The sequence below is a fragment of the Chryseobacterium sp. TQ-BC-N36 genome, from assembly GCF_058382295.1.
Map to the genome: position 1 here is coordinate 3,682,959 of NZ_CM178175.1, position 23,542 is coordinate 3,706,500.

The window sequence follows — 23,542 nt, forward strand, 5'->3', positions numbered from 1 at the left end:
CAAAATTGGTTATCTTTGCAAAAGAAATTGATTTAAAATGACCATTAAAGAAAAACAGCAGGAAATAATCGACGAATTCGCTTTTCTTGAAGACTGGGAGCAAAAGTATGAGTACATCATTGATCTTGGAAAAGAACTGAAAGGCTTGCCGGAAGACAGAAAAACGGAAGAAAATCTGATTAAAGGCTGTCAGAGTAAAGTTTGGATTGATGCTGAATTCAAAGATGGGAAGCTGTTCTTTAATGCAGATTCTGATGGTATTTTACCAAAAGGTATCGTTTCTCTTTTAGTAAGTATTTACAGTGGCCATTCCACTCAGGAAATCCTGGATTCTGATTTTGAGTTTATTTCAGAAATAGGACTACAGGAATTTCTTTCTCCTTCCAGAGCCAACGGATTGATGGCGATGACGAAGCAGATTAAGTTTTATGCAGTTGCTTACCAACTGAAATCATAACGGTGACCAGAATTTTAGCATATCGTTTTTCCGCATTTGGAGATGTTGCGATGACTGTACCTGTTTTCAGAGAGTTTCTGGAGCAGAATCCCGGCGTGGAAATAATTATGGTTTCCAGAAAAAATTTTGAGGCACTGTTTGCAGGAATTCCCAATGTAACCTTTAAAGGGATTGATCTGGATGATTATAAAGGTTTGTTTGGACTGAGAAAACTGAGCAATGAACTGATCCGTGAGTTTCACCCGGACTGTATTGCCAATCTCCATGATGTAATCCGCACCAAAATTTTAGATAGAATATACAGAAGGAAAGGATTTAAGGTTTTCAAAATTGATAAAGGCAAAGAAGAGAAAGAGCGTCTTACCGATGTCTGGAACCTGGAAAAAGTACAGCTGAAAAAAACAGTGGAACGCTATGCGGATGTTTTTCGTAATATGGGGTTTAAAGTAGAACTTTCACATCAACTGAGGCCGGTCTCAGATCATAAATCAGGAATTGGTCTTGCTCCTTTTGCCCAGCATACAGGAAAGATGCTTCCTTTGGAAAAATCATACGAGCTGGCAAGAATTCTGGCCAGAAAACATAAGGTGTATTTCTTTGGGGGAGGTAAAAAAGAAACAGAAACGCTTGAAAAATGGGAAAGCGAAATTCCCAATACAAAAAATCTTTCCGGAAAATTGAATCTTACCGAAGAACTCAATCAGATCTCTCAGTTGGAGCTCATGATTTCCATGGATTCAGCGAACATGCACCTTGCAAGTCTTGTAGGAACAAGATGCGTTTCTATATGGGGAGCCACTCATCCTTATGCGGGATTTTTAGGATTCGGGCAAAGTGAAGATGATGTTGTTCAGGTCGAAGATCTTACCTGCAGACCTTGTTCTGTTTTTGGGGATAAAGAATGTTACAGAGGAGATTGGGCCTGTCTTGAAGAGTTTAATATCCAGAAGGTGGTGAATCGGGTTAATTTTTAAAAATAATCTTTACCATTTCTTTGGCTTTCGCTTTATCGGAGTGGGTTTTTTCTAAGATTTCCTTTCTCTTTTCGGTATCATGATACTCTTTTTCAGCTGAGGTGATAATCTGCTGGCGGATTTCGTTCATGTCAGCTCCATACAGGCACAGATTCATCAAAACAGAATCATCTGTAATATTTCCATTGATAATCACAAAACGGCTGTTATAAAGCGTATTAAAAAGCTTTACCTTAGTTCCTGAGTTCTGGTAAGAGATCAGAATATTAGCCTGCGCATCTTTCAGAAGGCAGTGTAGGTTTTCGTTGGTTTGAATGGGAGCAAGGCTGATGTTTTCAACTGTCGAAATCTTTCTTTTAATGTCTTCACTGGCGCGATCTGAGGCGACAACCAGGTGATATTGCGGAAGTGTTTTAAATAAATCAATAGTTTCATTCAACGCTCTTTTATTATCAGCGGTGGTAAGGTCTCCATGAAAAAGAAAATACTTTCCTTTTGTATCCAATATCTTTACCGATTCATTACCATGAAAGATGTGAATCAGATGGGCATTTGCCGAATAGGATTCAACTTCATGATATTCTTTTTCAGACAGGCAGAATACGGCTTCAAATTTCTTTAAAAGTTTTTTCTGATATCCGGAATACTTTAACGACTCAATTTTATAAATGATCTTTTTAAAGATGTTTTTTTCAGACAATGAAAGACCTTTATAATACTCAGATTCGTTGTTATGGTAGCGAAGATAGAGCTGATACTCTTTATCCTTCAGGAATTTTGCAATATAAGTGGTCTGCAATCCTTCAAATAATATAGGAGCTTTGATTTTTTCCAGATTTTTAAGAAGAAGGTCAGAATCTCTTATGGCTGCCGCGAATGGGATTCCTGAAAAATAGAGAAGAGGATTCTTTTTCTTTTTGTAAAAAAATATAGTTTCCGTAATCTCTTTAACTTCCGGATCAACTGTTTCGGGAATCTGATCAATAAAACAGTGAAGATGGATTTTGATTCCCAAGTCAGATAATGCCTTGATCTTATAATATACATCAATGATTCCGCCATAAGAAGGAGGGTAGGGATAATTGAATGATATAATATGAAGTTCCTGCACGTCTGGCCAATTCGATGCAGACAAAGGTAAATAAATATAAGGAAAGTAGAGAGGGGACTTCCAAATTGCTTAGGGATAAATAAAAAATCTCCCAGAAATCTGAGAGATTTTTTTGTGGGTCCTGAGGGATTCGAACCCCCGACCCTCTGGGTGTAAACCAGATGCTCTGAACCAACTGAGCTAAGAACCCGAATTTTTTTGAAAGGTTTCGTTTCCTTTTCTGTGGGTCCTGAGGGATTCGAACCCCCGACCCTCTGGGTGTAAACCAGATGCTCTGAACCAACTGAGCTAAGAACCCTCTAGACTTGTTCTCTTGTTTAGAGTGGTGCAAATATACGACTTATTCCTTAATCTCCAAATTTTTTTCTAAAAAATCTCCCACTACAAAGTTGCTTCCGCCAATAAAAATCATTTCTTCGTTTGTACATCGTTCTTTTGCAGACAGATACGCTTCCTGTACAGAATCAAAAATTTTATAAAAAATTTTCGCCTCCTGAAGCAGATTTTCATAATCTTCCGGATGCCTTCCTCTGTTGACCGATGGTTTTGCGAAATAGAACTCAGAATTTTCAGGAAGTAATTTCATCACATCATCTATTTTTTTGTCATTCACAAACCCCAAAATGACATGCTTGTGACGGTCAATTGAATTTAACTGTGAAAAAACATACTCCAAACCTGCCTGATTGTGTCCCGTATCGCAAATGGTAAGCGGATCTTTAGAAAACTCAAACCAGCGGCCAATGAATCCTGTATTCTGATGAACATGGAGAAGTCCTTTTTCAAGAGCCTGGGCAGAAATAGAAATACCCACTTTTCTTAATTCTTCCACTGCCGCCACTACGACCCGGATATTCTTTTTCTGATAATTTCCTTTCAAATCAGATTCCAGACTTGTATTGATCAGAGTAGCATCTGTAAATGGAGCGTTTTCTTTGATTGCTTTATCTCTGATGATTTTTTTTACTGATTCATTTTCGTCACCGGAAATAACAGGGATATTGTTTTTAATAATCCCTGCTTTCTCTATCGCGATTTCTTCGATGGTATCGCCAAGTATATTCTGATGATCCAGCTGGACGTTAGTAATAGCAGAAATCAATGGTTTAATAATATTGGTTGAATCCAGTCTTCCTCCTAATCCTACTTCAATAATGGCAAAATCTATCCTCTGCTGATAAAAGTATTCAAAAGCCATAATGGTGGTGAATTCAAAAAAAGAAGGCCGGATATCTTCCGGAATTGTTTTTAGTTTTTGAATAAAATCAAAGACAAATTTCTTATCACAGTTTTTCCCGTTCACTTTAATACGCTCAGTGAAGTCTATAAGGTGCGGAGAGTTGTATAGTCCTGTTTTATAACCGGCTTCCTGAAGAACGGAAGCCAGCATATTGCTGGAAGATCCTTTTCCGTTGGTGCCCCCAATATGGATACATCTGATCTTATCCTGAGGATTTCCAAAGAAAGCACAGAGCTTTGTAATATTGTCTAATCCGGGTTTATAAGCCTTCTGTCCATCAATTTGATAGTTGGGCATCTGTACAAAAAGCCAGTCGATAGCTTCCTGGTATTGTTCGTTTGTCATGATGCAAAATTCTCAAAAGTTTTTTTAAAATAAAATATAATTTTTCAATCTGTAACTTTTTTATATTTAATTCGTCTAATATTGAAAAATCTTAATATGAAATCGTTGTGGTTTATAAGTTAGAATACCAATGAAGCTGACACGATTGCATATGACCATTAAAAAACAAATAAACATATACAATATGAAAAAAATTTGGATCATCGTTTTTGGATTAGGTTATCTGGGGTTGAGCGCTCAGAAAAAATGGTCCTTAAAAGAATGTGTAAGCTATGCAGTGGAGCATAATCTTCAGGTTATCCAAAATCAGTATAACAAACAGTCACAGGACGCCAATCTTAAAATTGCAAAAAAAGGATATCTGCCATCTGTTTCCGGAAGTTTTGGAAATACAGTAAGTTTTGGACAGACATCTTTTGGTACGGGAAGTTTGAGAAACGACAGATTTAGTAATAATGCCAGTCTTGGAGCGGATATTTTGGTGTACAACAATGGCAGACTTGAAAAAACGGTTAGAAAAAGCCAGTTTGATGTTGAGGCAAGCCTGTATGATATTGAAACCATTAAAAATGATATCTCGTTACAAATAGCTCAACAGTATTTAACGACATTGTTGAATAAAGAAATCGTAAAAATTTCTGAAAGTGCTGTAAGCAATGCTCAAAAACAATTTGACAGAGCAAAAATAACAACAAGTGTTGGAACAACAGCACAAACTGTTTTAGCAGAAGCAGAAGCCGCTTTAGCCAGAGAAAAACAGAATCTGAAAACAGCAGAAGTCAATGTAGGGCGAAGCCTTTTTGCATTAGTGCAACTTTTACAGTTACCTGATTATAAGGATTTTGATGTTGAAGATGTTACTGTTCCGGATCAGCTGGCTCCTGAGCTCAGATCGGTAGATGAGGTTTTATCGATCGCTTATGAAGGTCAGCCTCAGATAAAAGCAGCAGTAAGCAGAATCAATTCAGCAGAAGCTCAGACAGAGGTTTCCAAGACCGCTTTTTGGCCTACTGTAACGGCAAGTGCAGGAATCGGAACCTTCTATAACAACCTTTTGAATACGGATAATATAGGGAATGAGTTTGTATATGTGAAAGAAAAAGGTTTTTTTCAACAGTATAAAGATAACTTTGGCCAGCAGGCCGGTATCTCTGTAAATATTCCTATTTTCAATAAAGGAATCACAAAGCTTCAGGTAGAACAATCTAAAATAAACGAAAGTCTAGCCAAAAATACATTAGAACAGCAGAAACAGTCGGTAAGGCAGAATGTTCAGAAAGCTCAGTTTGATGCAGATGCCAATTATGAAAATTATCTGGCCGCTGTAGAAGCAGAGAAAAGCTCCAAGCTGGCTCTTGATTTTGCTGACAAAAGTTATGCTGCAGGAAGAACAACTATCTATGATGTCAATGTGGCCAGAAACAATTATGCAAATGCACAGGGATCAGTAGCGCAGGCAAAATATAATTATCTTTTTAGTCTTAAACTATTGAATTTCTATGCGGGAATTCCATTAAGTTTGTAAAATGTCTATCCAATCTCTAGAAAAATATTTACCTCAAAATACACTTAAATATTTAAGAATCTGGTTTTCAGATTACTATATACATATAAAAGTTACAAGAAACAGAAATTCAAAACTGGGAGATTACAGAAAACTTCCGGATCATTCTCATGAAATCACGGTAAACTCTACCCTTACCCCACAGCTTTTTTTCTTTGTGCTGACCCATGAACTGGCACATCTGATTGCATTCGAAAAATACGGACGCAGAATCTCTCCTCACGGTAACGAATGGAAAGAAACGTTCAGAAATATGCTCCTTGAAAGCCTCGAAATTTATGATGATGAACTAAAACCTATCATCATAAAATTTTCGAAATCACCAAAAGCAAATTTTATGGCCAGTCCGGATTTAGTAAGATATTTTCATACTGAAAAGCAGGATGATAGTCTTTGTTTTATTGAAGAACTTAAGAAAGGCGAATTCTTTATATACCGCAACGAAAAGTATTTATTGGAAGGTCTGGTTAAAAAAAACTATCTTTGTAAGAATCTGGCTACTGGCAGGAAGTATTCTTTCAAACCATTGGCGAGGGTAGAAAAATGTGTCTAAGAATGCTAAAATCAGATAGATACTGCGTTATAATGGCGGGAGGAATTGGGAGTCGATTCTGGCCTATAAGCACGCAGAAATTTCCAAAACAGTTTCAGGATATTTTAGGAACAGGCCGTACAATGATTCAGCAGACGTACGACAGAATCAGTAAGGTAATTCCTAAAGAAAAGATATTCGTGATTACCAATAAAGAGTACGTTCCTCTTTCCCATCAGCAGCTTCCGGAAATTCCTGAAGAGAATATTGTGGGTGAGCCGCTTATGAAGAATACAGCAGCCTGTAATCTGTATATGGCGAACAAAATTGCCGAGATCAATCCGGATGCAACTATGATCGTTTTGCCGGCAGATCACCTGATTCTTAAAGAGGATGTTTTTTTGGAAAAAGTGGAACTTGCATTTGAGGTTGCTTCAAAGCATGACTACCTGGTTACATTAGGAATTACTCCAACAAGACCTGATACGGGGTATGGCTATATTCAGTTTGTGGAAAAAAAGGGGTCCGAATATTTTAAAGTGAAAACATTCACAGAAAAACCTATCCTTGAAATTGCACAAAGCTTCCTGGAAAGTGGAGATTTCCTTTGGAATGCCGGAATTTTTGTATGGAATGTGAAAAGCATTCACCATGCTTTCGGTCTTTATCTCCCTGAGATGATGCAGCATTTTATGGCTTGTGAATATAATTCGGAAAAAGAAAACAGCTGCATTGAAACTATATATCCGAAAGTTCAGAAGATCTCTATAGATAATGGTATTTTAGAAAAAGCCAAAAATGTATATGTGATTCCGTCGGACCTGGGATGGAGTGACCTTGGAACATGGACTTCCGTGTATGAAAATACAGAAAAAGACAAAGACGGAAATGCTGTAAAATTAAAGCACTTGCTTACTTATAATTCAAAAGGAAATATCATCCGTCTCAAAAATAATAATAAGGCCGTAATCATTGACGGACTCGAAAACTATATTGTGGTAGATACTGATAAAGCGCTTCTTATCTGTCCCCGGGATAATGACCAGCTTATCAAGGATTATATTCTTGACCTTAAAAACTTTAAGAAAGGCGAAAAGTTTATGTAAAATTTGGTATATTTTCTGCTGATTTTTAAACTATGATTAAAACTGCGACCCGATTTACAATTCTTATATTTTTACTTTTGGGAATCTTAGGATATTCCCAGGAGAAGAAAAAATTTTCAAGTATTCACAGTATTTTACAGCAAATTAATCCCGATAATAAGGTTGACTCGTGGGTGCTGGTATTCAATAATTATGGAAAAGGCGAAGAAATAAGGATTTCGGGAAAGGTAAACTATATTCCTCAATTCTCGGGATTCAATTTGTTCCCCAGTGAAGACAGTTTTTATTATATCGCATATTCCGAAGGAGGAAAGGTGAATTATATTACTGATGTTGACGGGCTTAAAAAATTCGTAGGAAGAATCGACAATGCCCAGGAAGCGGCCGTAGTATCAGCTGCTGACGGATACATGGTTGATGAAGAATTCAAGGATCTTGCAGGTAATTATCATGAAGATAAATCGAATTATTATCTGGACCTCGGGAAAGTTACTTCAAAGGAATGTCCTTATCAGAAAACACATTATACAGTAACAGTAAACAAATCTACAGGTGCTGTAACTAATGTAAAAGACAATGGAACCTATATTGAGCTTTACAATAAAAAATGTGCTAATAATCCGAGACTTTTAAAAATCGAAAAAAAAGAAGAACCAAAGAAAGATGAGCCCCAAAAAACATCCAAGCGCAGATAATATATATGAGACTGAGCGATTAATTCTCCGTCCCATGTCCCGTCAAGACAAAGATTTTATCTTTGAGCTTTATAACAGGCCAAAATTTATTCAGCATATCGGCAACCGTAATGTAAATTCCATTGAAGATGCTGAAAATTATATCCTGAACAGATTTGCCCCACAAATTGAAAGACTGGGATTTGGAAACTATCTTTTAATAACTAAAGAAGGAAATGAAAAAGTAGGAGCAGTAGGAATCTTTGAAAGAGACGGGCTGGATATTGTAGACATAGGATATTCCCTATTGGAAGAGTTTGAAGGAAAAGGCTATGCTTTTGAAGCTGCTCAGAAGGTTAAATCTATCGGGATGGATGATTTTGGATTGACAAAAATATCTGCTATTATTTCCAAAGATAATCTCTCTTCTCAAAAACTGATCGAAAAACTAGGATTAAAGTTCAAGAAACACGTCATACTTCCTGGAGAGACTGAGGAACTCAATTACTACGAAACAGAGTAAAAACAGCTATAAAAAAATTCCTTTCACAAATAACATAGATTTTAAATCATACTATTTGTGAAAGGATTTGTGATCTTTGTGTTTCAAAAATTGTTATTCTTCCAGAATTTGCTCTGCGGCAGTTTTTGATGTCACTTTTTCAATCACTCTTGTACATACTCCATTTTCATCAAAAATAAAAGTGGTTCTTACAATTCCCATATATGTTTTTCCAAACGTCTTTTTCTCCTGCCATACTCCGAATTTCTCAATAATATTGCGGTTTTCATCCGCAATAAGATCGTAAGGGAAAGCAAATTTGCTATGGAAATTTTTCTGTTTTTTTATAGAATCACCACTTACTCCCAATAACTGGAATCCTGATTTTTTAAGCCTGGAATAATTATCGCTCAGATTGCAGGCTTCTACCGTACAGGTTGGCGTATTCGCTTGAGGATAGAAGAAAACCACCAGTTTTTTTCCAATTAATTGTGATGAGGTTACGGGTTCTCCGTCTTGATTGAGTCCTTCAAATTCAGGTAATTTATCTCCAACTTTCAGCATAATGATTTAATTTTGTTCAAATTTAAGGGTTACATGACAAAAAAGCAAAGAGCTGAACTCGTTCAGAGAGAACTGGATAAGTTATATCCTACAACACCTATTCCGTTGGATCATACGGATCCGTATACATTAATGGTTGCCGTAGCACTTTCTGCACAGACAACAGATAAAAAGGTAAATCAGGTAACACCTGACCTTTTTGCAGTAGCAGGAACTCCACAAAGAATGGCCAAATTAGAAGAATTTGAGATCAAGGAATTAATTAAAGAAATAGGGCTATCCAATACCAAAGCTAAAAACCTTAAAAAAATGGCCGAACTTCTGTTAGAACGTCATAATGGTATCGTTCCTCAGACTTATGAAGAATTGGAGGCACTTCCGGGAGTAGGACACAAAACGGCTTCAGTAGTGATGAGTCAGGGATTTGGATTTCCGGCTTTTCCAGTGGACACACACATTCATCGCCTGATGACACAGTGGAAACTTACATCAGGAAAAAATGTTGTTGAGACAGAACGTGATGCCAAGAAGTTATTCCCGGAAGAAGTGTGGAATAAGCTTCATCTTCAGATCATTTTCTATGGAAGAGAATATTCTCCGGCGAGAGGAAAAGGAGAGAAGGATTTTATTACGAAAATGTTGTTTGAGAAGTAATATTCTAGATATCTTCGTAATTTCAACCATGTCAAGGTTCAAAACCTTGACATGGTTTTGCAAAAGAATGATTAATTGTCCAATAACCTTCTGTGGTAATTGATCTGTCCCAGATGATAATCCAGATGGGCAAGCAGATGGATAAGGAAATAATCAGTAGTCATAGTGTTTTCAAAAACAACCAGAGGATATTCTTTTTTCAGATCTTCGTCAGATAATTGGGAAAGCACTGAATCTATCATTGCTGCAGTGGCTGTAACCTTTTCAATAAGCTCCGCCTTTGGGATATTTTTTAAGGAAAATTCCAGGTCACGCTGCCTGACATATCCTGTATTTCCAAGGTGTGTCCCCAGAAAATGATTGAGATTTCCAACAAGATGAAGAGTTAGATTACCCGCAGAGTTGGCAATGTTTTTATCAGTTTTCCAAAGATTTTCTTCGGTTTGATAAGCTTCTATTTCTGCTTTTAGTTTATTTAAATCTCTGCTGTAAAGAGATCTGAGACTTTCTGTGATCATATCAATTATTATTGTATTATGGTTTTAAAATATCCTTTAAAGTGTTTATCAATTGAACTGTCAATATTACATTTATAATCTAAGAATCCATAAATGCTATCATTTTTATTGAATTTATTGCTGTTTATAATCAGTTTCTGACTAAAAACTCTAGCCTTTTTGAATTTTTCTTCACCTTTTAATGTTCCAGGATCAATATCTTTTATATAAAACTGATTGTTAAATACTTTAATCAAAACTCCGTTTCCAAAATATCCATTGTAATTATTCAATTTTATATTAAGCGTATCACGCTGATAGATGGCTTTACACTTGTAATCGTCGAATAGAAATATTCCTTTACGAAAGCCATCTGAATAACTTGCAGCCTGAACAATATGGGCTGTTCTTGTCTTGCTTTCAATAATTTCACTATTGTAAAGCTTCAGTTCCGGATATTTAGAGAGAAGTAGGATAGTATCATTATCAGGTAAATTAATGTCAACATTAAAATTTTCGAAACCCTGTTCCTTTTGACAACTCAAAGCCATCAAGAAAATACTTAAAAAAAACAAAAATAGTTTCATTGAAACTATTTTTGTTTTTGAGCCCAAAGCTCCATCTTTCTGTTCAGAACATCCAGAGGAAGGCATCCCTGGCTCAGTACTTCATCGTGGAAGCTTGCCAGATTGAATTTGTTCCCCAGTTCCTTCTGATATTTTTCTCTCAGCTCGCGGATTCTCAGAGAGCCTATTTTATAACCTAAAGCCTGCCCCGGCATTGCCATATATCGTTCAACTTCTGCTACAGCGGCTCCTTCATCATAAGAAATATTACTCAAGAAATATTTAATGGCTTGTTCTCTTGACATTTTTCCGGTATGAAGACCTGTGTCTACGACAAGTCTTACCGCTCTCAACATCTGATCGCTTAAATATCCCATTTTCTGGTAAGGATCTGTATACAAACCGAATTCAGGGCCCAATGTTTCACAATAATGTGCCCATCCTTCACCATAAGCTCCAAACCACCCGAATCTCATAAACTTAGGAAGCTTTGTATTTTCCTGTTGAAGGGACATCTGATAGTGATGTCCAGGAATGGCTTCATGAAGGAAAAGTGACTCCATTCCCGAAGTAACATTGAATTTGGCAGGATCGGGAAGCGGAACATAAAAGATTCCCGGTCTTTTTCCATCCGGTGTCCCCGGGAGGTATTCTGCACTTGCACTTGCCTCCCTGAATTTTTCTGTCTGTCTGATTTCAAACTTTGTTTTTGGCGTTACATTAAACATTGTTTTCAGCTTCGGAGTAATTTTTGTTAAAATACCATTGAATGCATTCAGGACTTCCTTAGATGTTTTGTAAGGCATTGCCTTTGGGTCTGTTTTTACAAAAGTAATAAACTCCTCCAGGGTTCCGGAGAAACCTACCTGCTGTTTTACCTTTTCCATTTCTGCACGAAGCATAGCCACCTGCTGCTGCCCGATTTTATTAATCTCATCAGGAGATTTTTTGGTGGTTGTCCAGCTTTTTACATAATAGCCATAAATTTCATTACCGTTGGGAAGGCTGTTATATCCATCTGTATCTCTTGCTTTTGGCAGGTATTCTTTCTCTAAAAATGTTGCCATTTTAATATAGGCAGGGATTATTTTTTTAGTAATGACATCCTTATATAATCCGGAAAATTTGTCTTTTTGATTCTGGGTGAAGCTTTTCGGAAAATTTTTAATGGGTCCATAGAAAATATTCTTTTCCATATCAGAAGTGGTAATCTCCTCGGCTTTCATTTGAGGAATCATTTTGATGACCAGCTTTTTAGGAAGGACAAATTTATTGTTGATCCCTTCACGGAAGTTATCTGCTGCTGCATTCATCCATTCCGGAAATTTTTCCATTCTCTTCAGCCAGTCGCTGTAATCTTTTTCCGTTTTAAAAGGCTGGTTGCCCTGTCCGCTTCCATACAAAGGAAAAGTAAGCGGAAGTCCTCCAAACTGTGTAAAAGGAATATATTCCGGATGATAGGCATAGGCCTCAATTTTATCTTTTAAAGTATAATCCAGTACATCATATACTACTTTATCATCATCTGAAAGAGTTTTATAATCTACATGCTCCAGTTGTTTCTGTACAGAGGTATAGAATGCTATTTCTCCTGAAATAAAATCTTTATCAATATTGATAGACAGCTGGTCATTATACCTTGTATCTCCCTGTGCTGTAGCATCTAAAGGGTATAGCTTGAGATATTGCTCATAGTAGTTGGAAGCAATAGAATCCAGGTTGCTGGGGGTCACTTTTGTCAGGGGTGAATCCGTTTTTTTGCAGGAAGCAAGACTGATCATCAATCCTAATCCAAGAATACCTTTTGATACAATATTTTTCATTTTCAGAATCTTTATAAAGCAAAAGTAAGTATTATTGGAATACTCCGGCTTATGGAAAGGCCTGATTTTAAAAAAATAATTTTCAAAATCCTTTTAACTTTAAATCAATTTTTTATCTTTGTCTAAAACGTTTAACAATCATATTATTACAGTTCTTTTTTAAGAAAAAATGAAAGGGATTTTAAAAATTTACCATCCGGAGGAAACGCTAAAATACAATATCAGAAATACTTATTGTAAGGCCGTTTACAGCAACCAGCAACATTTTTTAGAGGTTGAAGTGATTACGGATGACAGTTTGGATCACGTAGATGATGATTCATTACAGTACAACTTTCCACAGCTTTCACTTGAAGTTTTCGATTTCCCTATCGAATCGACGGAAATAGAAGGAAAGACTATCAAAATCAATGATTCTGACGAGGAAACCTATACAGAAGTTGACCTTTTCGATGACGAAGAAGCCTATATCTATGACAATGAGCTTCTTTTTGAAAGAAATGAAGAAGGGGAGCTTCAGGTAATCTGGAAAGGGACCATTGATGATTTCTATACCGGATCAGATACTCCGATTCCTTTTAGATTAAAATGCGAGTTTAAGCAGGATGACATTGAGGTAGACGAGGACTAACCGAAATCTTCATTCTTTTTAATATCAAATTTCTTTTCAGAATCATTTTTGGAAAGAAATTTGCTGTTTGTAGCATTGTAACAAATTTTAAGTTGTTTTTAAGCAATTTTTAAGAGTTCAATTCATAATATTCTGCTACATTTGTCGTTGAAACTTTAATAAAATTCACATTTAATGCTGTTAACGGAACTTTCTCAGATTTTATTTGCACAAATCACCACACCCGCAGTTGCTACGGACAATTTAGAGTTCTCATTCTGGAAGATTATGTTCCACGGTGGGGCTTTCGCTAAAATAGTGATGGTCACTGTATTGCTGTTGGGAGTGTTTTCTTTGTATCTGTTTTTTGAAAGATTTTTCTTCATTAAACGGCTGGCTTCAAAAACAGATTCCAACTTCATGAATAATATCGAAGATTTTATCAAGGCTGGAAAAATAGAGGCTGCAGCAGATTACTGCAAAACCCAGAACTCTCCGGAAGGAAGAATTTTAGAAAAAGGAATTTCAAGATTGGGACGTCCCGTTTCAGATATTGTAAGTGCTATGGAAGCACAGGCACAGGTAGAAGTGGCTAATATGGAGAAAAACCTGAACCTTTTGGCTGTAGTACCGAGTATTGCTCCCATGCTGGGGCTTTTAGGAACAGTAATCGGGATGATCATTGCTTTCTTTAATTTATCTCATGCTACAGGATCTTTCTCGCCGAAAACGCTTTCAGAAGGTATTTATACTGCTTTGGGACAAACTGCTGTAGGTTTGGCGGTGGCAATTCCTGCCAACTTCTGTTACAATATCCTTTTGACAAGGATTGATAAATTTGTGCTGAAGGCCCAGAATATGTCGGGAGAATTTTTAGACCTTATCAATAAACCTTTATAAGTTTTCTTACGATGAAAATTCAAAGAAGAAATAAAGCGAATCCGGAATTCAGTTTAGCAGCGATGACAGATGTTATCCTGTTGATGCTGATTTTCTTTATGATCACTTCTTCAGCGGCCAACCAGAGCGCTATTGATGTGAATCTTCCTAAAGCCGGAGCAGTTGATGATAATATTCCCAATCCTTTAACGGTAAGTATTAAACCGGATGGTTCATTCTTTGTAGATGATAACCCTGCTAATAAAGGAGAGCTGGAGAAGATTATTGTAGATAAGTTAGCAGGTCAGACCAACAAATCGTTTACAATCAGAGCTGATGAAAACACCCTGCACAAAGATGTTGTTTTCGTAATGGAAATTGCTGAAAAGCACAAATTTAACATAGCCATTGCAACGGTTAAAGATAAATAATATACCCGGTTTTCCGGATAGAACTACTTTGTAAGATGAGAAGCTATACAGCAAACAGAAATGAAGAGAATAAAGATAGGATAAAGAGTGCACTGCTTTCTATTCTGATCTGGGCTGCTATTCTGCTTTTTGTTTTTTTATATAAATTAAAACCTGAACTGGATAAAGACCCTGAAGTGGTTACCACAATGCTTGTGAATTTCGGGGACAACAGAAACGGAAAAGGAATCGAAGAGCCTGCTGAACAGCCGGGAAGCCTTGCTGCGGCTACAGAAGAAGTGACACCTGAACCTGCGGAAACGCCTGTTCCGGAGACGAAAACTGTTGTGAAGCCAGAGCCTGTACCTACGCCGGAACCTAAGAAAACGGAAGTGAAGGAGAAGGTGATCACTGGAAATAACTCAAAAACAACTGTTCCTAAAAAAGAAGAATCAAAAAAAGCTGAGAAAAAAGAAGCAACCAGTACAAGTGCTTCTAAAAATACTAAAAAATCGGGCGCTGCTACGGCCAATTCAAAAACAGGGAATGGTGACGGAAAAGGAACGGCGGCCATAGGAAATCTGATCAAGGGAAGGGGAACAAAAGCAGGCAGCCAGGGAACAGGAGATGGCATTGGAAATGCCGGAGATCCTTTAGGTGGTGATGGAAACGGAGACAGTAAAGTAGGAATTGACAGAAAGCTCGTTGGTTATATCCCGGGAACTATGGGAAGAGGAGGAGCGCAGCCGTCTCACAGCTGTACGGCAAGCGGATCGATTACGATTTCTTACACTGTAGATAAAGCGGGAAATGTGGTATCTGCAAGAAGGGCGGGAGGTATTTCAGATCCTTGTGTGTCATCTACATCCGTAGCCTGGGTTAAGAAGTATGTAAAGGCCGAGAAGGCCAACACTTCTTCGACCGGTACTTATAAAATTACTTTCTAAAAATACAAAAGCACTTTATTCAAGTGCTTTTTTTAATTCGTTTATTCTGTTAATCACCGGAAGGGCAAAAATACCGCTGGTCTGAAGGTACCGCTCGTAGAATGTTTTAGCTTTATCCTGAAAATCTTTGTTATGATCATGTCTGCTGTTAAAGTAGAAAAGATTTCCAAGCATTTCATAATAGTCTTTGTGATCCCTTTCCTGTCTCTCATTGACCAGGGCAATCATTTCTTCTTTAGTCATTGAGGCTACTTCTGTAAAGCTCATCTTGAAAATATCTCTCATCAAGGTATCAAAATCCAGCTCTTTCTGCATTAAGCTTTCCTCAGGTTTGTCCAGAATCAGTTTTTCCAGGGCCTGGGTTAATTGGCGGATGAGTCTTAGTGTAAATTCTTTATCTGTAATCATAATAGGTATTTTGTTGCTAGTTGTTGGTTTGGATTAGGTTCGCCAGCTTAATTGGACGTATTTTATAAAGTTATTGATTTTTCCTCCTAAGAGTTTGTATTGTTCTGATTTTTCTTTAAAGTCTGAGCTTAAATCCGGATAGAGACGATTGATTTTTGACAAGTGACAAACTGTTTCGTCACAACTTGCCTGAGAGTAAGTAAGAAATCTGATAAAGTCACCTTTGTAATTGTTTCTTCCATAACCTTCTGCAATGTTCGTCACAACAGAATCTGCAGAACGTCTCAATTGACTTCCTAATTCATATAATTCATATTTGGGTAGTTTGAGCGATAATTTATGTGTTTCAATAAACAATTCAAAAGCAATATTGTAAATGTCAAGTTTTTCGTAGCTCATTAATATCTTTTTTCATGGTTAAAAAACCAGCAACCAGCAACTGTTTTATTAAGCAAAGAATAAATAAGCCAAGGCGATAGAAGTGATAATACCTACCAGATCGGCCAGAAGCATGGCAATTACCGTATATCTTGTATTTTTAACAGCTACAGCCCCGAAATATACTGCGATCACGTAAAACGTCGTATCTGAGCTTCCCTGAAGAACTGCTGCCAATTTCCCCTGGAAACTATCAGCTCCAAATGTTGTCATTGTGTCTACCATCATTCCTCTGGCTCCGGAACCGGATAAAGGTTTGATTAAAGCAGTTGGAAGGCCATCCACAAATCTAGGATCCATATTGGCAACGTTGGCCACCCACTTCATTCCGTCGATAATCACATCGAAAACACCGGAGGTTCTTAATAATGAAATGGCGATCAGCATCCCGACAAGGTAAGGGATAATCTTAACACAGGTTGTAAAACCTTCTTTTGCCCCTTCAATAAAAGCATCAAAAACGTTGATCTTTTTATAAACGGCACCCAATACAATCGCCAGGAAAATGAAGAGAATCAATCCATTGCTCAATACTTTGCTGAAGTCATCCAGTTCATCTTTACTCAATTGAACCAAATACAAAACCAATAACGCAATCACTGCTGAAATTCCCCCTACATAAGCTATTACTATCGGGCGGAGCAGGTTAATTTTCTGGTAAAAAGAAACAATGATCATTGCTGCCAGGGTTGCTGCGAAAGTAGCAATCATACAGGGCAGGAAAATATCTGTAGGCGTTTTGGAACCCATAGAGGCCCTGATTGCAATAATGGAAACTGGAATCAATGTCATGCCACCGGCATGGAGACACAGGAACATAATCTGTGAATTGCTGGCTGTATCTTTATTGGGATTTAAAGTCTGGAGACTTTCCATAGCCTTTAACCCAAAAGGAGTAGCAGCATTATCCAATCCTAGAAGGTTGGCGCTGAAATTCATCAGCATATGCCCGAATGCAGGGTGATTCTTAGGAATGTCAGGGAACAGCTTTGAGAAAAACGGCTGAATCAGACGGCTTAAAAGGTTGATTCCGCCTGCCTTTTCAGCAATGCTCATGAATCCCATAAATAAGGTCATGATCCCAATAAGGCCGAGGCAGATCTTTACTGCGGTTTCTGAAGTTCCGATCACTCCGTCTGCTTCCTGAACTCGGTAAATATTTACATTTTGCTTTAAAGAATCTGTTTTGTAGTGAATTCTGCTGTCGGCAAAATCATTTTTTTTCATCAGACTGTCTCTGATAACAGGAGAGAGGCTGTTCATAGGCTGTGAGGCAATCTTCACTGTATCACCTCCTTTTCCTACCACCATGTCATTGAAAATGGTTTTGTAGTGACCTGACGAGACGTATTTTATACTGGCAATGGCAATGGCAATGATAATGAAAGCCGACCAAATTCTGCTGAGAACCATCTGATTGATTTAATTGTTTAAACTTATCAAAAATACTTTAAACCACAAAAATAACTAAAGTCTTTTGTAATTCTGCTGGGAAAAAGAAATAATGATGGTTGCTGGTTTTAAATATATTTTAACGCAATGTCCGCAAAGGTTTTTAATGATGCAGTTTGATTTTTTTGTTCGTAAAGGCGTTATCACTAAGCAAAGAGAATTTAAGTTAGAGAACATAGCTGAATGCAATGCCTTTGCGAACGAAAATATGCATAAAGCTTTATATTTCCTTTGCGTATTCGTTGCGTCAAAGAATAAAATTACTCTTCCAGGTAAACAAGATGTCCTTCAAAATCATCATCCAGGTTTTTCAGAACTTTGGCATCATCCATTTTTTTGATTAATCCGTCTACAAAGAAACTTTTCTCAAAAAACTGGCGGTGAATTCCAGGTAGGAGTTCCATAAAATAATCCATGCCGAATTTATTGTTATGAAGATCCATTTTGGTTTCCAAGGGCTCGTTGGGGAAAAGCTCTTCATGCATGTCTGTGATTCTTTTGCAGAAATCCAGCGCTTTTTTGGGAGACGAAATTTTACAGCAGTACATCATGATGAAGCAGCACCAGAGGGCATGTCTGAAAGCATTTCCAATTCCGTTAGTAGAGGCTGTTTTAGGGAATCTTTTTTGTGCTATGGTAAAAGCTTTCACCGTAGCATAGAAACTTAATAGGGAGAAAAGAGGATGGGGAAGGACAAGTGATAAAAGACGCATAATCTTTTTAAAACTCATACTTCTGATGGTATTGAAAAATATCTTAAAAGTCCTCATAAATAAAAATCTCTCCCTAATTAGAGAGAGACTGTATTGTTTTTGTTACAGATACTATGCTTTTACAGCTAATAAATTAACTGTTTTAGCAACTGTATCCTGAATTTCAGTTCTTTTTACGATGAAATCTACAAATCCTTTTTCCTGCAAGAATTCGGATGTCTGGAACCCTTCCGGTAAGTCTCTACCGATCGTTTCACGGATAACTCTTGGTCCTGCAAAACCGATCAGTGCTCCCGGCTCTGCCATAATAATATCAGCAGTCATTGCAAAAGAAGCTGTGATTCCCCCAAATGTAGGGTCGCAAAGGTAAGCGATATATAAAAGTCCTGCTTCAGAAAGCTGAGCTAATTTAGCCTGAACTTTTGCCAGCTGCATCAAAGAGTAAGTTGCTTCCTGCATTCTCGCTCCTCCGGACTGACAGATAATCATATACGGAAGCTTGTGTGCGATACAGTAATCTATGGCTCTTCTGATCTTTTCTCCCATTACAGAACCTAAAGATCCTCCGATGAAAGCAAAATCCATACATGAAACGACCATTTCAGTTCCTTTTACAGTTCCTACAGCATTTCTGATAGAATCGGTAAGCTTTGTTTTAGCTTTCACTTCTTTCAGACGGTCTTTGTAAGGCTTTGTATCTTTGAAGTTTAAGATATCAATACTTTCAACATTGGCATCCAGTTCGGTAAATTTACCCCCATCAAAAAGGATGTCAAAAAATTCTGCACTTCCTATTCTCACATGAAATCCGTCTTCAGGAGAAACGTAGTTATTTCTCTTTAGTTCATCATGTTCCACAACTTTTCCGGATGGAGTCTGATGCCACAGGCCTTTGGGAACGTCCTTTTTCTCATCAGTAGAAGTGGTAATGTTTTTTGCTTTTCTTTTAAACCAGTCGAATGCCATTTTTGTTTGTATTAATGTATAAATGTAAACTGTACCAATGTAAATCTATTTCTTATGAATATTTTTTACATTGATACAGTTGTACAGTTCTTATTTTAAAGTATTTACGTTATTTAAATCTTCAAATGCTTTCACCAATCTTGCAGAGAATGTATCCTCACCTTTTCTTACCCAAACTCTTGGATCATAGAATTTTTTGTTAGGCTTCTCTTCTCCTTCAGGGTTTCCGATCTGAGCTCTTAAATATTCAATATTATTTACCATATAATCTCTGATTCCTTCTGTATAGGCAAACTGAAGGTCAGTATCGATATTCATTTTGATAACTCCGTAGTCAATAGCTTCTCTAATTTCTTCTAAAGTAGATCCTGAACCTCCATGGAATACAAAGTTGATCGGTTTGGCAGCCGTTCCGAATTTCTCCTGAACATACTTCTGAGAATTGTCAAGAATTTTTGGAGTAAGAACTACGTTTCCAGGCTTATAAACTCCGTGTACGTTACCAAATGCAGCTGCAATAGTAAAGTTGTCAGAAATAGCTTTTAGTTTTTCATAAGTATAAGCTACGTCTTCAGGCTGAGTATATAATTTAGAGTTATCAACGTCTGAGTTGTCAACACCATCTTCTTCACCTCCGGTAACCCCGATTTCAACCTCAAGAGTCATCTGAAGCTTAGCCATTCTTTCGAAATATTTAGCAGAAATTTCAAGGTTTTCTTCTAAAGGTTCTTCAGAAAGGTCCAACATGTGAGAAGAGTAAAGGGATTTTCCTGTCTGCTTGAAGAATTCTTCATTCGCATCCATTAATCCGTCGATCCAAGGAAGTAATTTCTTTGCACAGTGGTCTGTGTGCAAAATTACAGTTGCTCCGTAAGCTTCTGCAAGAGTGTGAATATGTTTTGCTCCAGCGATTGCTCCTAAGATTGCAGACTTTTGCCCGTCATTGCTTAATCCTTTTCCTGCATTGAAAGAAGCTCCTCCATTTGAAAACTGAATAATTACAGGAGCGTTTAATTTCGCTGCAGTTTCCATCGTAGCGTTGATGTTGCTTGATCCAATTACGTTTACTGCAGGTAATGCAAATTTGTTTTCTTTAGCATACTGAAAGATATCAGTAACTAACTGACCTGTGGCAACTCCTGCCGGAAAAATTCTGCTCATGTTTTGCTTTTTGTTATAAATTTATTAGGTGTTTTAATTTCGTGTAAAGGTAATCATTTTTAAGAAATTGCTAATTTCTTTTATCTCTGCCCCAAAGTAGCTTCTGGCGGATGGTTTCGTAGAAACTTAAACTGTTGGGCTGTACCAGAAGAAGCTGGAATTTTGCTTTTTTGATAATGATTTCTTTATCCGTTTCTATATGTATCAACCGGGAGTCTAAGGAAAGAGAGTATTGAGGTACCCGGCTTTCCACCCTGAATTTTATTTCTACTTTATCATTTACGACTAAAGGTCTCACATTCAGATTGTGAGGGGCAATAGGAGTGATGACAAAATTTTCATTGTTGGGAGAGATGATCGGTCCTCCACAGCTCAGAGAGTAGGCAGTAGAACCGGTGGGGGTTGAAATAATTACACCGTCGCCCCAGAATACATTCAAAAACTCATCATTGATATAAGAATCTACGGTGATCATGGATGTGGTTTCTTTTCTGGAAACGGTAACATCATTTAATGCGTAAGGAAAAGCTCCTTCAAGCTTTGGAGAAACAACTTCAATCACCGAACGGCGGCTGGTTTTCACATCCCCTTTTAAGATAGAATCCAGTTCTTTAAAGGCTTCTTCTTTCGTGAAAAAGGCTAAAAACCCCAATCTTCCCGTATTCACTCCCACTACTGGAATTTCGAGATCTTCAATAAAAGTTAAAGAGTTGACAATCGTTCCATCGCCACCGAAAGTGAAGAAAAGGTCCACTTCTTTATCCAGAAGATCCTGTTTGGAATTGAAGGTTTCAAATATTTTTGAAAACTGCAATGCCTCAGCCATTTCATCATACAGAACAGATTTTACACCTCTTGCTTCAAGTTCAGAGATAAACTTGCTTAAATATAAAAAAGTATCAAGATCTTTTTTCTGAGAATATATGGCTGCCTTCATGTTATATTTCTATGAATTTTTGTAAAAAACCAAATCGGTCTTTAAACAGATCGGATTTTTCATCAGAATAGTATTTCTCAACAATTCTGTAGTCATACCGGTCAAAAGTTGAGTCTATCGAGGCCAGATTTTCATTGCTGATTTTTATAGTAACATGAATCACTTCATCCGACATAAAGCTTATAAATCCTCCGTAAAACTTCGAATTGTTACTTTCTACGATATTAGCAATTTCCGTCATCGAATATTTTCTGGCAGGAGTTTCTATCGTAAGAATAGCTCCGGTTTCTGAAAACAGCGGATAACGGGAAAGGTCCTGGAAAATATCTTCACAGGTAATATATCCCAGATACTTTTCACTTTTATTGATCACCGGAATCACATTGGAACTGAAGGTATAAAACAGACGGATGCTGTCCATAACATTGTTGTCTTCCAGAATGGCAAACCGTTCAATCTGATGTTCCAGATCTTTCAGGGTACCACCATCTTCTTCATATAAAAAGTCCATGGCAAGGGCTCCGTAGAAGTGATGGGATTTTTTGATGAAAACGTGGGAATATCCAAAATCTTCCAAGGTGTTTCTGGCCGACTCTATGGAGTCAGACAGGCTAAAACATGGAAAGTCTTTTGAGATATAGTCCTTGATAAACATTGTGCTAATTTATAAAAAATTAAATGAAACTTTTTCTGAAAACCCGACTTTTTTTAAGGTGAAACAAAAAAAGTGCCGTCAAAATTTGTTCGTAAAGAAAAATAAAGTACCTTTGTCGCCTTTCATTTTTACTTTTTATTAGATTTATTTCAAACTGCACTGTCTACTAAGGACATATGCAGTTTTTTTATTTTAACGCTTTTGCAAATTCCCACATCACAATTCCGGCGCATACGCTTACATTAAGAGAATGCTTGGTTCCAAGCTGTGGAATTTCTAAAAAAACGTCCACTTCAGGAAGAACTTCATCGCTGATTCCTTCTACTTCATTTCCTAAAATCAAAGCATATTTTTTTGATTGATCAATCGTAAAATCAGTGATCAGCTGACTGTCAGTCGTCTGCTCAATTCCGATGATTTCATAACCTTTGCTTTTCAGATCAGCAATCGCCGTATTGGTATCTGTTTCATGGGACCAGTCTACACTTTCCGTAGCTCCCAAAGCCGCCTTATGGATCTCGCGGTGAGGTGGCTGAGGTGTAATTCCACAAAGGATTATTTTTTCAATTAAAAAGGCGTCTGCCGTTCTGAAGGCTGCACCCACATTGTGCATACTTCTGATATTATCTAAAATGATGACCAACGGAATTTTTTCAACCTTCTTAAATGTTTCTACATCTATTCTGTTAAGCTCTTCCAGTTTTAGTTTCTGTACCAATTGTATTATTTTGTTGAGATTAATTTTCCGTCTTTATAGACCTCTGTCTTTTCTATGCTTCCGTCTTCACGGTAATGAACTCTGTTGCCGTTTCTTTTGTCGTTGGCAAATTCAGTTTCGCGCTGTAACTTTCCTGACGGATAAAACACTTTCCATTTTCCTACAGCAAGACCATTATCATACTGGCCCACGTCCTTTATTGATTTTCCGTCTTCATAGAAGGTTTTGCTTTCTCCCTGTAATTTATTGAATTTATAATTCGAAATTTCAGTTATTTTACCGGCCGGAGAGTAAAAAGTAGCTGTAAGGCTGTTATCATAAATATTTTTTTCTCCGTTCCTGAAAGCTTCTTTGGAAGTGAGTACCCCATTTTTATCAAAATAGGACCATTCTTTTACCTTGAATCCCTTTTTGTATTCTCCTTTTGACTGTATTTTTCCGGTATCATAATAAAAAACAGCATCACCGTCTAGTTTTCCTTTTTTCCACTCTACCACATTTTTTACCTGCCCGTTGTCATAAAATTCTCTGCAGGATCCCTCCTGTAATCCGTCCTTGTATCCACAAGGTTTCTGTGCCGTGACAACGGCAGAAACAGAAAAAAATAATAGGAAAATATACTTCATAGCTATTTTTATT

Annotated in this window: 28 protein-coding genes and 2 tRNA genes; 12 read left to right on the top strand and 18 right to left on the bottom strand. The window is 37.3% G+C overall.

From position 1 onward, the window contains the following. Nucleotides 1–37 precede the first annotated feature (37 nt). Both AC3FI7_RS16455 and AC3FI7_RS16460 read left to right on the top strand, forming a co-directional pair. A complete protein-coding gene (locus AC3FI7_RS16455) occupies nucleotides 38–457 on the top strand; it encodes a SufE family protein (RefSeq protein WP_142723544.1) in 420 nt (139 codons plus the stop codon). Between the two features lie 50 nt (nucleotides 458–507). After that, on the top strand, nucleotides 508–1,431 hold the full coding sequence (locus tag AC3FI7_RS16460) for a glycosyltransferase family 9 protein (protein ID WP_491462101.1): 924 nt from the start codon (nucleotides 508–510) through the stop codon (nucleotides 1,429–1,431). Here AC3FI7_RS16460 and AC3FI7_RS16465 read toward each other — a convergent pair. The 4 genes from AC3FI7_RS16465 to AC3FI7_RS16480 form a co-directional block, all read right to left on the bottom strand. Continuing rightward, on the bottom strand, nucleotides 1,421–2,566 hold the full coding sequence (locus tag AC3FI7_RS16465) for a hypothetical protein (protein ID WP_343660539.1): 1,146 nt from the start codon (nucleotides 2,564–2,566) through the stop codon (nucleotides 1,421–1,423). The two genes, AC3FI7_RS16460 and AC3FI7_RS16465, sit on opposite strands and share 11 nt — an antisense overlap. Before the next feature lie 91 nt (nucleotides 2,567–2,657). After that, nucleotides 2,658–2,732: transfer RNA gene (locus tag AC3FI7_RS16470), tRNA-Val, on the bottom strand. A 33-nt stretch (nucleotides 2,733–2,765) separates the two neighbouring features. Further along, nucleotides 2,766–2,840, bottom strand: a tRNA-Val gene (locus AC3FI7_RS16475). A 42-nt stretch (nucleotides 2,841–2,882) separates the two neighbouring features. Beyond that, nucleotides 2,883–4,127 (bottom strand): bifunctional folylpolyglutamate synthase/dihydrofolate synthase, encoded by a 1,245-nt coding sequence (locus AC3FI7_RS16480; RefSeq protein ID WP_491460527.1) that lies wholly within the window; start codon nucleotides 4,125–4,127, stop codon nucleotides 2,883–2,885. A gap of 184 nt (nucleotides 4,128–4,311) precedes the next feature. Between AC3FI7_RS16480 and AC3FI7_RS16485 the strand changes: the two genes are divergently transcribed. Genes AC3FI7_RS16485 through AC3FI7_RS16505 form a run of 5 tightly spaced genes read left to right on the top strand, consistent with a single transcriptional unit; the run spans nucleotide 4,312 to nucleotide 8,526 of the window. Then, entirely contained in the window at nucleotides 4,312–5,652 is a 1,341-nt protein-coding gene (locus AC3FI7_RS16485) for a TolC family protein (protein ID WP_142723541.1), read from the top strand. Between the two features lies 1 nt (nucleotide 5,653). Beyond that, on the top strand, nucleotides 5,654–6,244 hold the full coding sequence (locus AC3FI7_RS16490) for a SprT-like domain-containing protein (RefSeq protein ID WP_142723540.1): 591 nt from the start codon (nucleotides 5,654–5,656) through the stop codon (nucleotides 6,242–6,244). A gap of 2 nt (nucleotides 6,245–6,246) precedes the next feature. After that, entirely contained in the window at nucleotides 6,247–7,329 is a 1,083-nt protein-coding gene (locus AC3FI7_RS16495) for a mannose-1-phosphate guanylyltransferase (protein WP_228451208.1), read from the top strand. Nucleotides 7,330–7,361: 32 nt separating this feature from the next. Next, a complete protein-coding gene (locus AC3FI7_RS16500; RefSeq protein ID WP_142723539.1) occupies nucleotides 7,362–8,024 on the top strand; it encodes a hypothetical protein in 663 nt (220 codons plus the stop codon). 34 nt (nucleotides 8,025–8,058) lie between these two features. Next, nucleotides 8,059–8,526, top strand: coding sequence for a GNAT family N-acetyltransferase (locus tag AC3FI7_RS16505; protein ID WP_491460528.1), 468 nt, complete (start codon nucleotides 8,059–8,061; stop codon nucleotides 8,524–8,526). A gap of 93 nt (nucleotides 8,527–8,619) precedes the next feature. Here AC3FI7_RS16505 and bcp read toward each other — a convergent pair whose 3' ends face one another. Beyond that, entirely contained in the window at nucleotides 8,620–9,069 is a 450-nt protein-coding gene (gene bcp, locus AC3FI7_RS16510) for a thioredoxin-dependent thiol peroxidase (protein WP_491460529.1), read from the bottom strand. Nucleotides 9,070–9,102: 33 nt separating this feature from the next. On the opposite strand from bcp, the gene nth reads away from it, so the two are divergent. Continuing rightward, on the top strand, nucleotides 9,103–9,723 hold the full coding sequence (gene nth / locus AC3FI7_RS16515; RefSeq protein ID WP_142723536.1) for an endonuclease III: 621 nt from the start codon (nucleotides 9,103–9,105) through the stop codon (nucleotides 9,721–9,723). A 71-nt stretch (nucleotides 9,724–9,794) separates the two neighbouring features. Here nth and AC3FI7_RS16520 read toward each other — a convergent pair whose 3' ends face one another. From AC3FI7_RS16520 to AC3FI7_RS16530, 3 genes are read right to left on the bottom strand one after another with little or no spacing between them, the layout of a single operon-like run. Then, nucleotides 9,795–10,241 (bottom strand): DinB family protein, encoded by a 447-nt coding sequence (locus AC3FI7_RS16520; protein WP_491460530.1) that lies wholly within the window; start codon nucleotides 10,239–10,241, stop codon nucleotides 9,795–9,797. An 8-nt stretch (nucleotides 10,242–10,249) separates the two neighbouring features. After that, nucleotides 10,250–10,807 (bottom strand): hypothetical protein, encoded by a 558-nt coding sequence (locus tag AC3FI7_RS16525; RefSeq protein WP_491460531.1) that lies wholly within the window; start codon nucleotides 10,805–10,807, stop codon nucleotides 10,250–10,252. Nucleotides 10,808–10,812: 5 nt separating this feature from the next. After that, the gene (locus AC3FI7_RS16530) at nucleotides 10,813–12,609 is read right to left on the bottom strand and encodes a DUF885 domain-containing protein (RefSeq protein WP_491460532.1); all 1,797 of its coding nucleotides are present in this window, start codon (nucleotides 12,607–12,609) and stop codon (nucleotides 10,813–10,815) included. A gap of 169 nt (nucleotides 12,610–12,778) precedes the next feature. On the opposite strand from AC3FI7_RS16530, the gene AC3FI7_RS16535 reads away from it, so the two are divergent. The 4 genes from AC3FI7_RS16535 to AC3FI7_RS16550 all read left to right on the top strand — a co-directional run bounded on the left by AC3FI7_RS16535 (nucleotide 12,779) and on the right by AC3FI7_RS16550 (nucleotide 15,455). Continuing rightward, nucleotides 12,779–13,240: a hypothetical protein gene (locus AC3FI7_RS16535; RefSeq protein WP_142723532.1), complete on the top strand. Its 462-nt coding sequence runs from the start codon at nucleotides 12,779–12,781 to the stop codon at nucleotides 13,238–13,240. A 174-nt stretch (nucleotides 13,241–13,414) separates the two neighbouring features. Next, entirely contained in the window at nucleotides 13,415–14,119 is a 705-nt protein-coding gene (locus AC3FI7_RS16540; protein ID WP_142723531.1) for a MotA/TolQ/ExbB proton channel family protein, read from the top strand. An 11-nt stretch (nucleotides 14,120–14,130) separates the two neighbouring features. After that, a complete protein-coding gene (locus tag AC3FI7_RS16545) occupies nucleotides 14,131–14,529 on the top strand; it encodes an ExbD/TolR family protein (protein WP_002982137.1) in 399 nt (132 codons plus the stop codon). A 35-nt stretch (nucleotides 14,530–14,564) separates the two neighbouring features. Beyond that, nucleotides 14,565–15,455 (top strand): ferric siderophore ABC transporter substrate-binding protein, encoded by an 891-nt coding sequence (locus tag AC3FI7_RS16550; RefSeq protein WP_343660526.1) that lies wholly within the window; start codon nucleotides 14,565–14,567, stop codon nucleotides 15,453–15,455. Nucleotides 15,456–15,470: 15 nt separating this feature from the next. On the opposite strand, the gene AC3FI7_RS16555 is transcribed toward AC3FI7_RS16550, so the two are convergent. The 10 genes from AC3FI7_RS16555 to AC3FI7_RS16600 all read right to left on the bottom strand — a co-directional run bounded on the left by AC3FI7_RS16555 (nucleotide 15,471) and on the right by AC3FI7_RS16600 (nucleotide 23,529). Then, a complete protein-coding gene (locus AC3FI7_RS16555) occupies nucleotides 15,471–15,863 on the bottom strand; it encodes a hypothetical protein (RefSeq protein ID WP_343660525.1) in 393 nt (130 codons plus the stop codon). A gap of 33 nt (nucleotides 15,864–15,896) precedes the next feature. After that, entirely contained in the window at nucleotides 15,897–16,262 is a 366-nt protein-coding gene (locus AC3FI7_RS16560; protein ID WP_142723528.1) for a four helix bundle protein, read from the bottom strand. A 48-nt stretch (nucleotides 16,263–16,310) separates the two neighbouring features. Next, entirely contained in the window at nucleotides 16,311–17,714 is a 1,404-nt protein-coding gene (locus AC3FI7_RS16565) for a nucleoside recognition domain-containing protein (RefSeq protein WP_491460533.1), read from the bottom strand. 299 nt (nucleotides 17,715–18,013) lie between these two features. Beyond that, nucleotides 18,014–18,523 carry a DUF6973 domain-containing protein gene (locus AC3FI7_RS16570; RefSeq protein WP_142723526.1) on the bottom strand — a complete coding sequence of 170 codons (510 nt, stop codon included), beginning with the start codon at nucleotides 18,521–18,523 and terminating at the stop codon, nucleotides 18,014–18,016. Nucleotides 18,524–18,577: 54 nt separating this feature from the next. After that, nucleotides 18,578–19,432, bottom strand: a complete 855-nt coding sequence (gene accD, locus AC3FI7_RS16575) for an acetyl-CoA carboxylase, carboxyltransferase subunit beta (protein ID WP_047426596.1) — start codon at nucleotides 19,430–19,432, stop codon at nucleotides 18,578–18,580. 90 nt (nucleotides 19,433–19,522) lie between these two features. Continuing rightward, the gene (fbaA, locus tag AC3FI7_RS16580) at nucleotides 19,523–20,593 is read right to left on the bottom strand and encodes a class II fructose-bisphosphate aldolase (RefSeq protein WP_142723525.1); all 1,071 of its coding nucleotides are present in this window, start codon (nucleotides 20,591–20,593) and stop codon (nucleotides 19,523–19,525) included. 70 nt (nucleotides 20,594–20,663) lie between these two features. Further along, nucleotides 20,664–21,530 (bottom strand): NAD kinase, encoded by an 867-nt coding sequence (locus tag AC3FI7_RS16585; protein ID WP_142723524.1) that lies wholly within the window; start codon nucleotides 21,528–21,530, stop codon nucleotides 20,664–20,666. Nucleotide 21,531: 1 nt separating this feature from the next. Further along, a complete protein-coding gene (locus AC3FI7_RS16590) occupies nucleotides 21,532–22,185 on the bottom strand; it encodes a CBS domain-containing protein (protein ID WP_491460534.1) in 654 nt (217 codons plus the stop codon). A 187-nt stretch (nucleotides 22,186–22,372) separates the two neighbouring features. Beyond that, the gene (locus AC3FI7_RS16595; protein ID WP_491460535.1) at nucleotides 22,373–22,903 is read right to left on the bottom strand and encodes an RNA methyltransferase; all 531 of its coding nucleotides are present in this window, start codon (nucleotides 22,901–22,903) and stop codon (nucleotides 22,373–22,375) included. 5 nt (nucleotides 22,904–22,908) lie between these two features. Next, nucleotides 22,909–23,529 (bottom strand): toxin-antitoxin system YwqK family antitoxin, encoded by a 621-nt coding sequence (locus AC3FI7_RS16600; protein ID WP_142723521.1) that lies wholly within the window; start codon nucleotides 23,527–23,529, stop codon nucleotides 22,909–22,911. Nucleotides 23,530–23,542: the final 13 nt, after the last annotated feature.

Coding starts and splice junctions, on each gene's coding strand:
- AC3FI7_RS16455 (WP_142723544.1), top strand. CDS start 38: ATGACCATTAAAGAAAAACAGCAGGAAATAATCGACGAATTCGCTTTT.
- AC3FI7_RS16460 (WP_491462101.1), top strand. CDS start 508: ATGACTGTACCTGTTTTCAGAGAGTTTCTGGAGCAGAATCCCGGCGTG.
- AC3FI7_RS16480 (WP_491460527.1), bottom strand. CDS start 4,127: ATGACAAACGAACAATACCAGGAAGCTATCGACTGGCTTTTTGTACAG.
- AC3FI7_RS16485 (WP_142723541.1), top strand. CDS start 4,312: ATGAAAAAAATTTGGATCATCGTTTTTGGATTAGGTTATCTGGGGTTG.
- AC3FI7_RS16490 (WP_142723540.1), top strand. CDS start 5,654: ATGTCTATCCAATCTCTAGAAAAATATTTACCTCAAAATACACTTAAA.
- AC3FI7_RS16495 (WP_228451208.1), top strand. CDS start 6,247: ATGCTAAAATCAGATAGATACTGCGTTATAATGGCGGGAGGAATTGGG.
- AC3FI7_RS16500 (WP_142723539.1), top strand. CDS start 7,362: ATGATTAAAACTGCGACCCGATTTACAATTCTTATATTTTTACTTTTG.
- AC3FI7_RS16505 (WP_491460528.1), top strand. CDS start 8,059: ATGTCCCGTCAAGACAAAGATTTTATCTTTGAGCTTTATAACAGGCCA.
- bcp (WP_491460529.1), bottom strand. CDS start 9,069: ATGCTGAAAGTTGGAGATAAATTACCTGAATTTGAAGGACTCAATCAA.
- nth (WP_142723536.1), top strand. CDS start 9,103: ATGACAAAAAAGCAAAGAGCTGAACTCGTTCAGAGAGAACTGGATAAG.
- AC3FI7_RS16520 (WP_491460530.1), bottom strand. CDS start 10,241: ATGATCACAGAAAGTCTCAGATCTCTTTACAGCAGAGATTTAAATAAA.
- AC3FI7_RS16525 (WP_491460531.1), bottom strand. CDS start 10,807: ATGAAACTATTTTTGTTTTTTTTAAGTATTTTCTTGATGGCTTTGAGT.
- AC3FI7_RS16530 (WP_491460532.1), bottom strand. CDS start 12,609: ATGAAAAATATTGTATCAAAAGGTATTCTTGGATTAGGATTGATGATC.
- AC3FI7_RS16535 (WP_142723532.1), top strand. CDS start 12,779: ATGAAAGGGATTTTAAAAATTTACCATCCGGAGGAAACGCTAAAATAC.
- AC3FI7_RS16540 (WP_142723531.1), top strand. CDS start 13,415: ATGCTGTTAACGGAACTTTCTCAGATTTTATTTGCACAAATCACCACA.
- AC3FI7_RS16545 (WP_002982137.1), top strand. CDS start 14,131: ATGAAAATTCAAAGAAGAAATAAAGCGAATCCGGAATTCAGTTTAGCA.
- AC3FI7_RS16550 (WP_343660526.1), top strand. CDS start 14,565: ATGAGAAGCTATACAGCAAACAGAAATGAAGAGAATAAAGATAGGATA.
- AC3FI7_RS16555 (WP_343660525.1), bottom strand. CDS start 15,863: ATGATTACAGATAAAGAATTTACACTAAGACTCATCCGCCAATTAACC.
- AC3FI7_RS16560 (WP_142723528.1), bottom strand. CDS start 16,262: ATGAGCTACGAAAAACTTGACATTTACAATATTGCTTTTGAATTGTTT.
- AC3FI7_RS16565 (WP_491460533.1), bottom strand. CDS start 17,714: ATGGTTCTCAGCAGAATTTGGTCGGCTTTCATTATCATTGCCATTGCC.
- AC3FI7_RS16570 (WP_142723526.1), bottom strand. CDS start 18,523: ATGAGGACTTTTAAGATATTTTTCAATACCATCAGAAGTATGAGTTTT.
- accD (WP_047426596.1), bottom strand. CDS start 19,432: ATGGCATTCGACTGGTTTAAAAGAAAAGCAAAAAACATTACCACTTCT.
- fbaA (WP_142723525.1), bottom strand. CDS start 20,593: ATGAGCAGAATTTTTCCGGCAGGAGTTGCCACAGGTCAGTTAGTTACT.
- AC3FI7_RS16585 (WP_142723524.1), bottom strand. CDS start 21,530: ATGAAGGCAGCCATATATTCTCAGAAAAAAGATCTTGATACTTTTTTA.
- AC3FI7_RS16590 (WP_491460534.1), bottom strand. CDS start 22,185: ATGTTTATCAAGGACTATATCTCAAAAGACTTTCCATGTTTTAGCCTG.
- AC3FI7_RS16600 (WP_142723521.1), bottom strand. CDS start 23,529: ATGAAGTATATTTTCCTATTATTTTTTTCTGTTTCTGCCGTTGTCACG.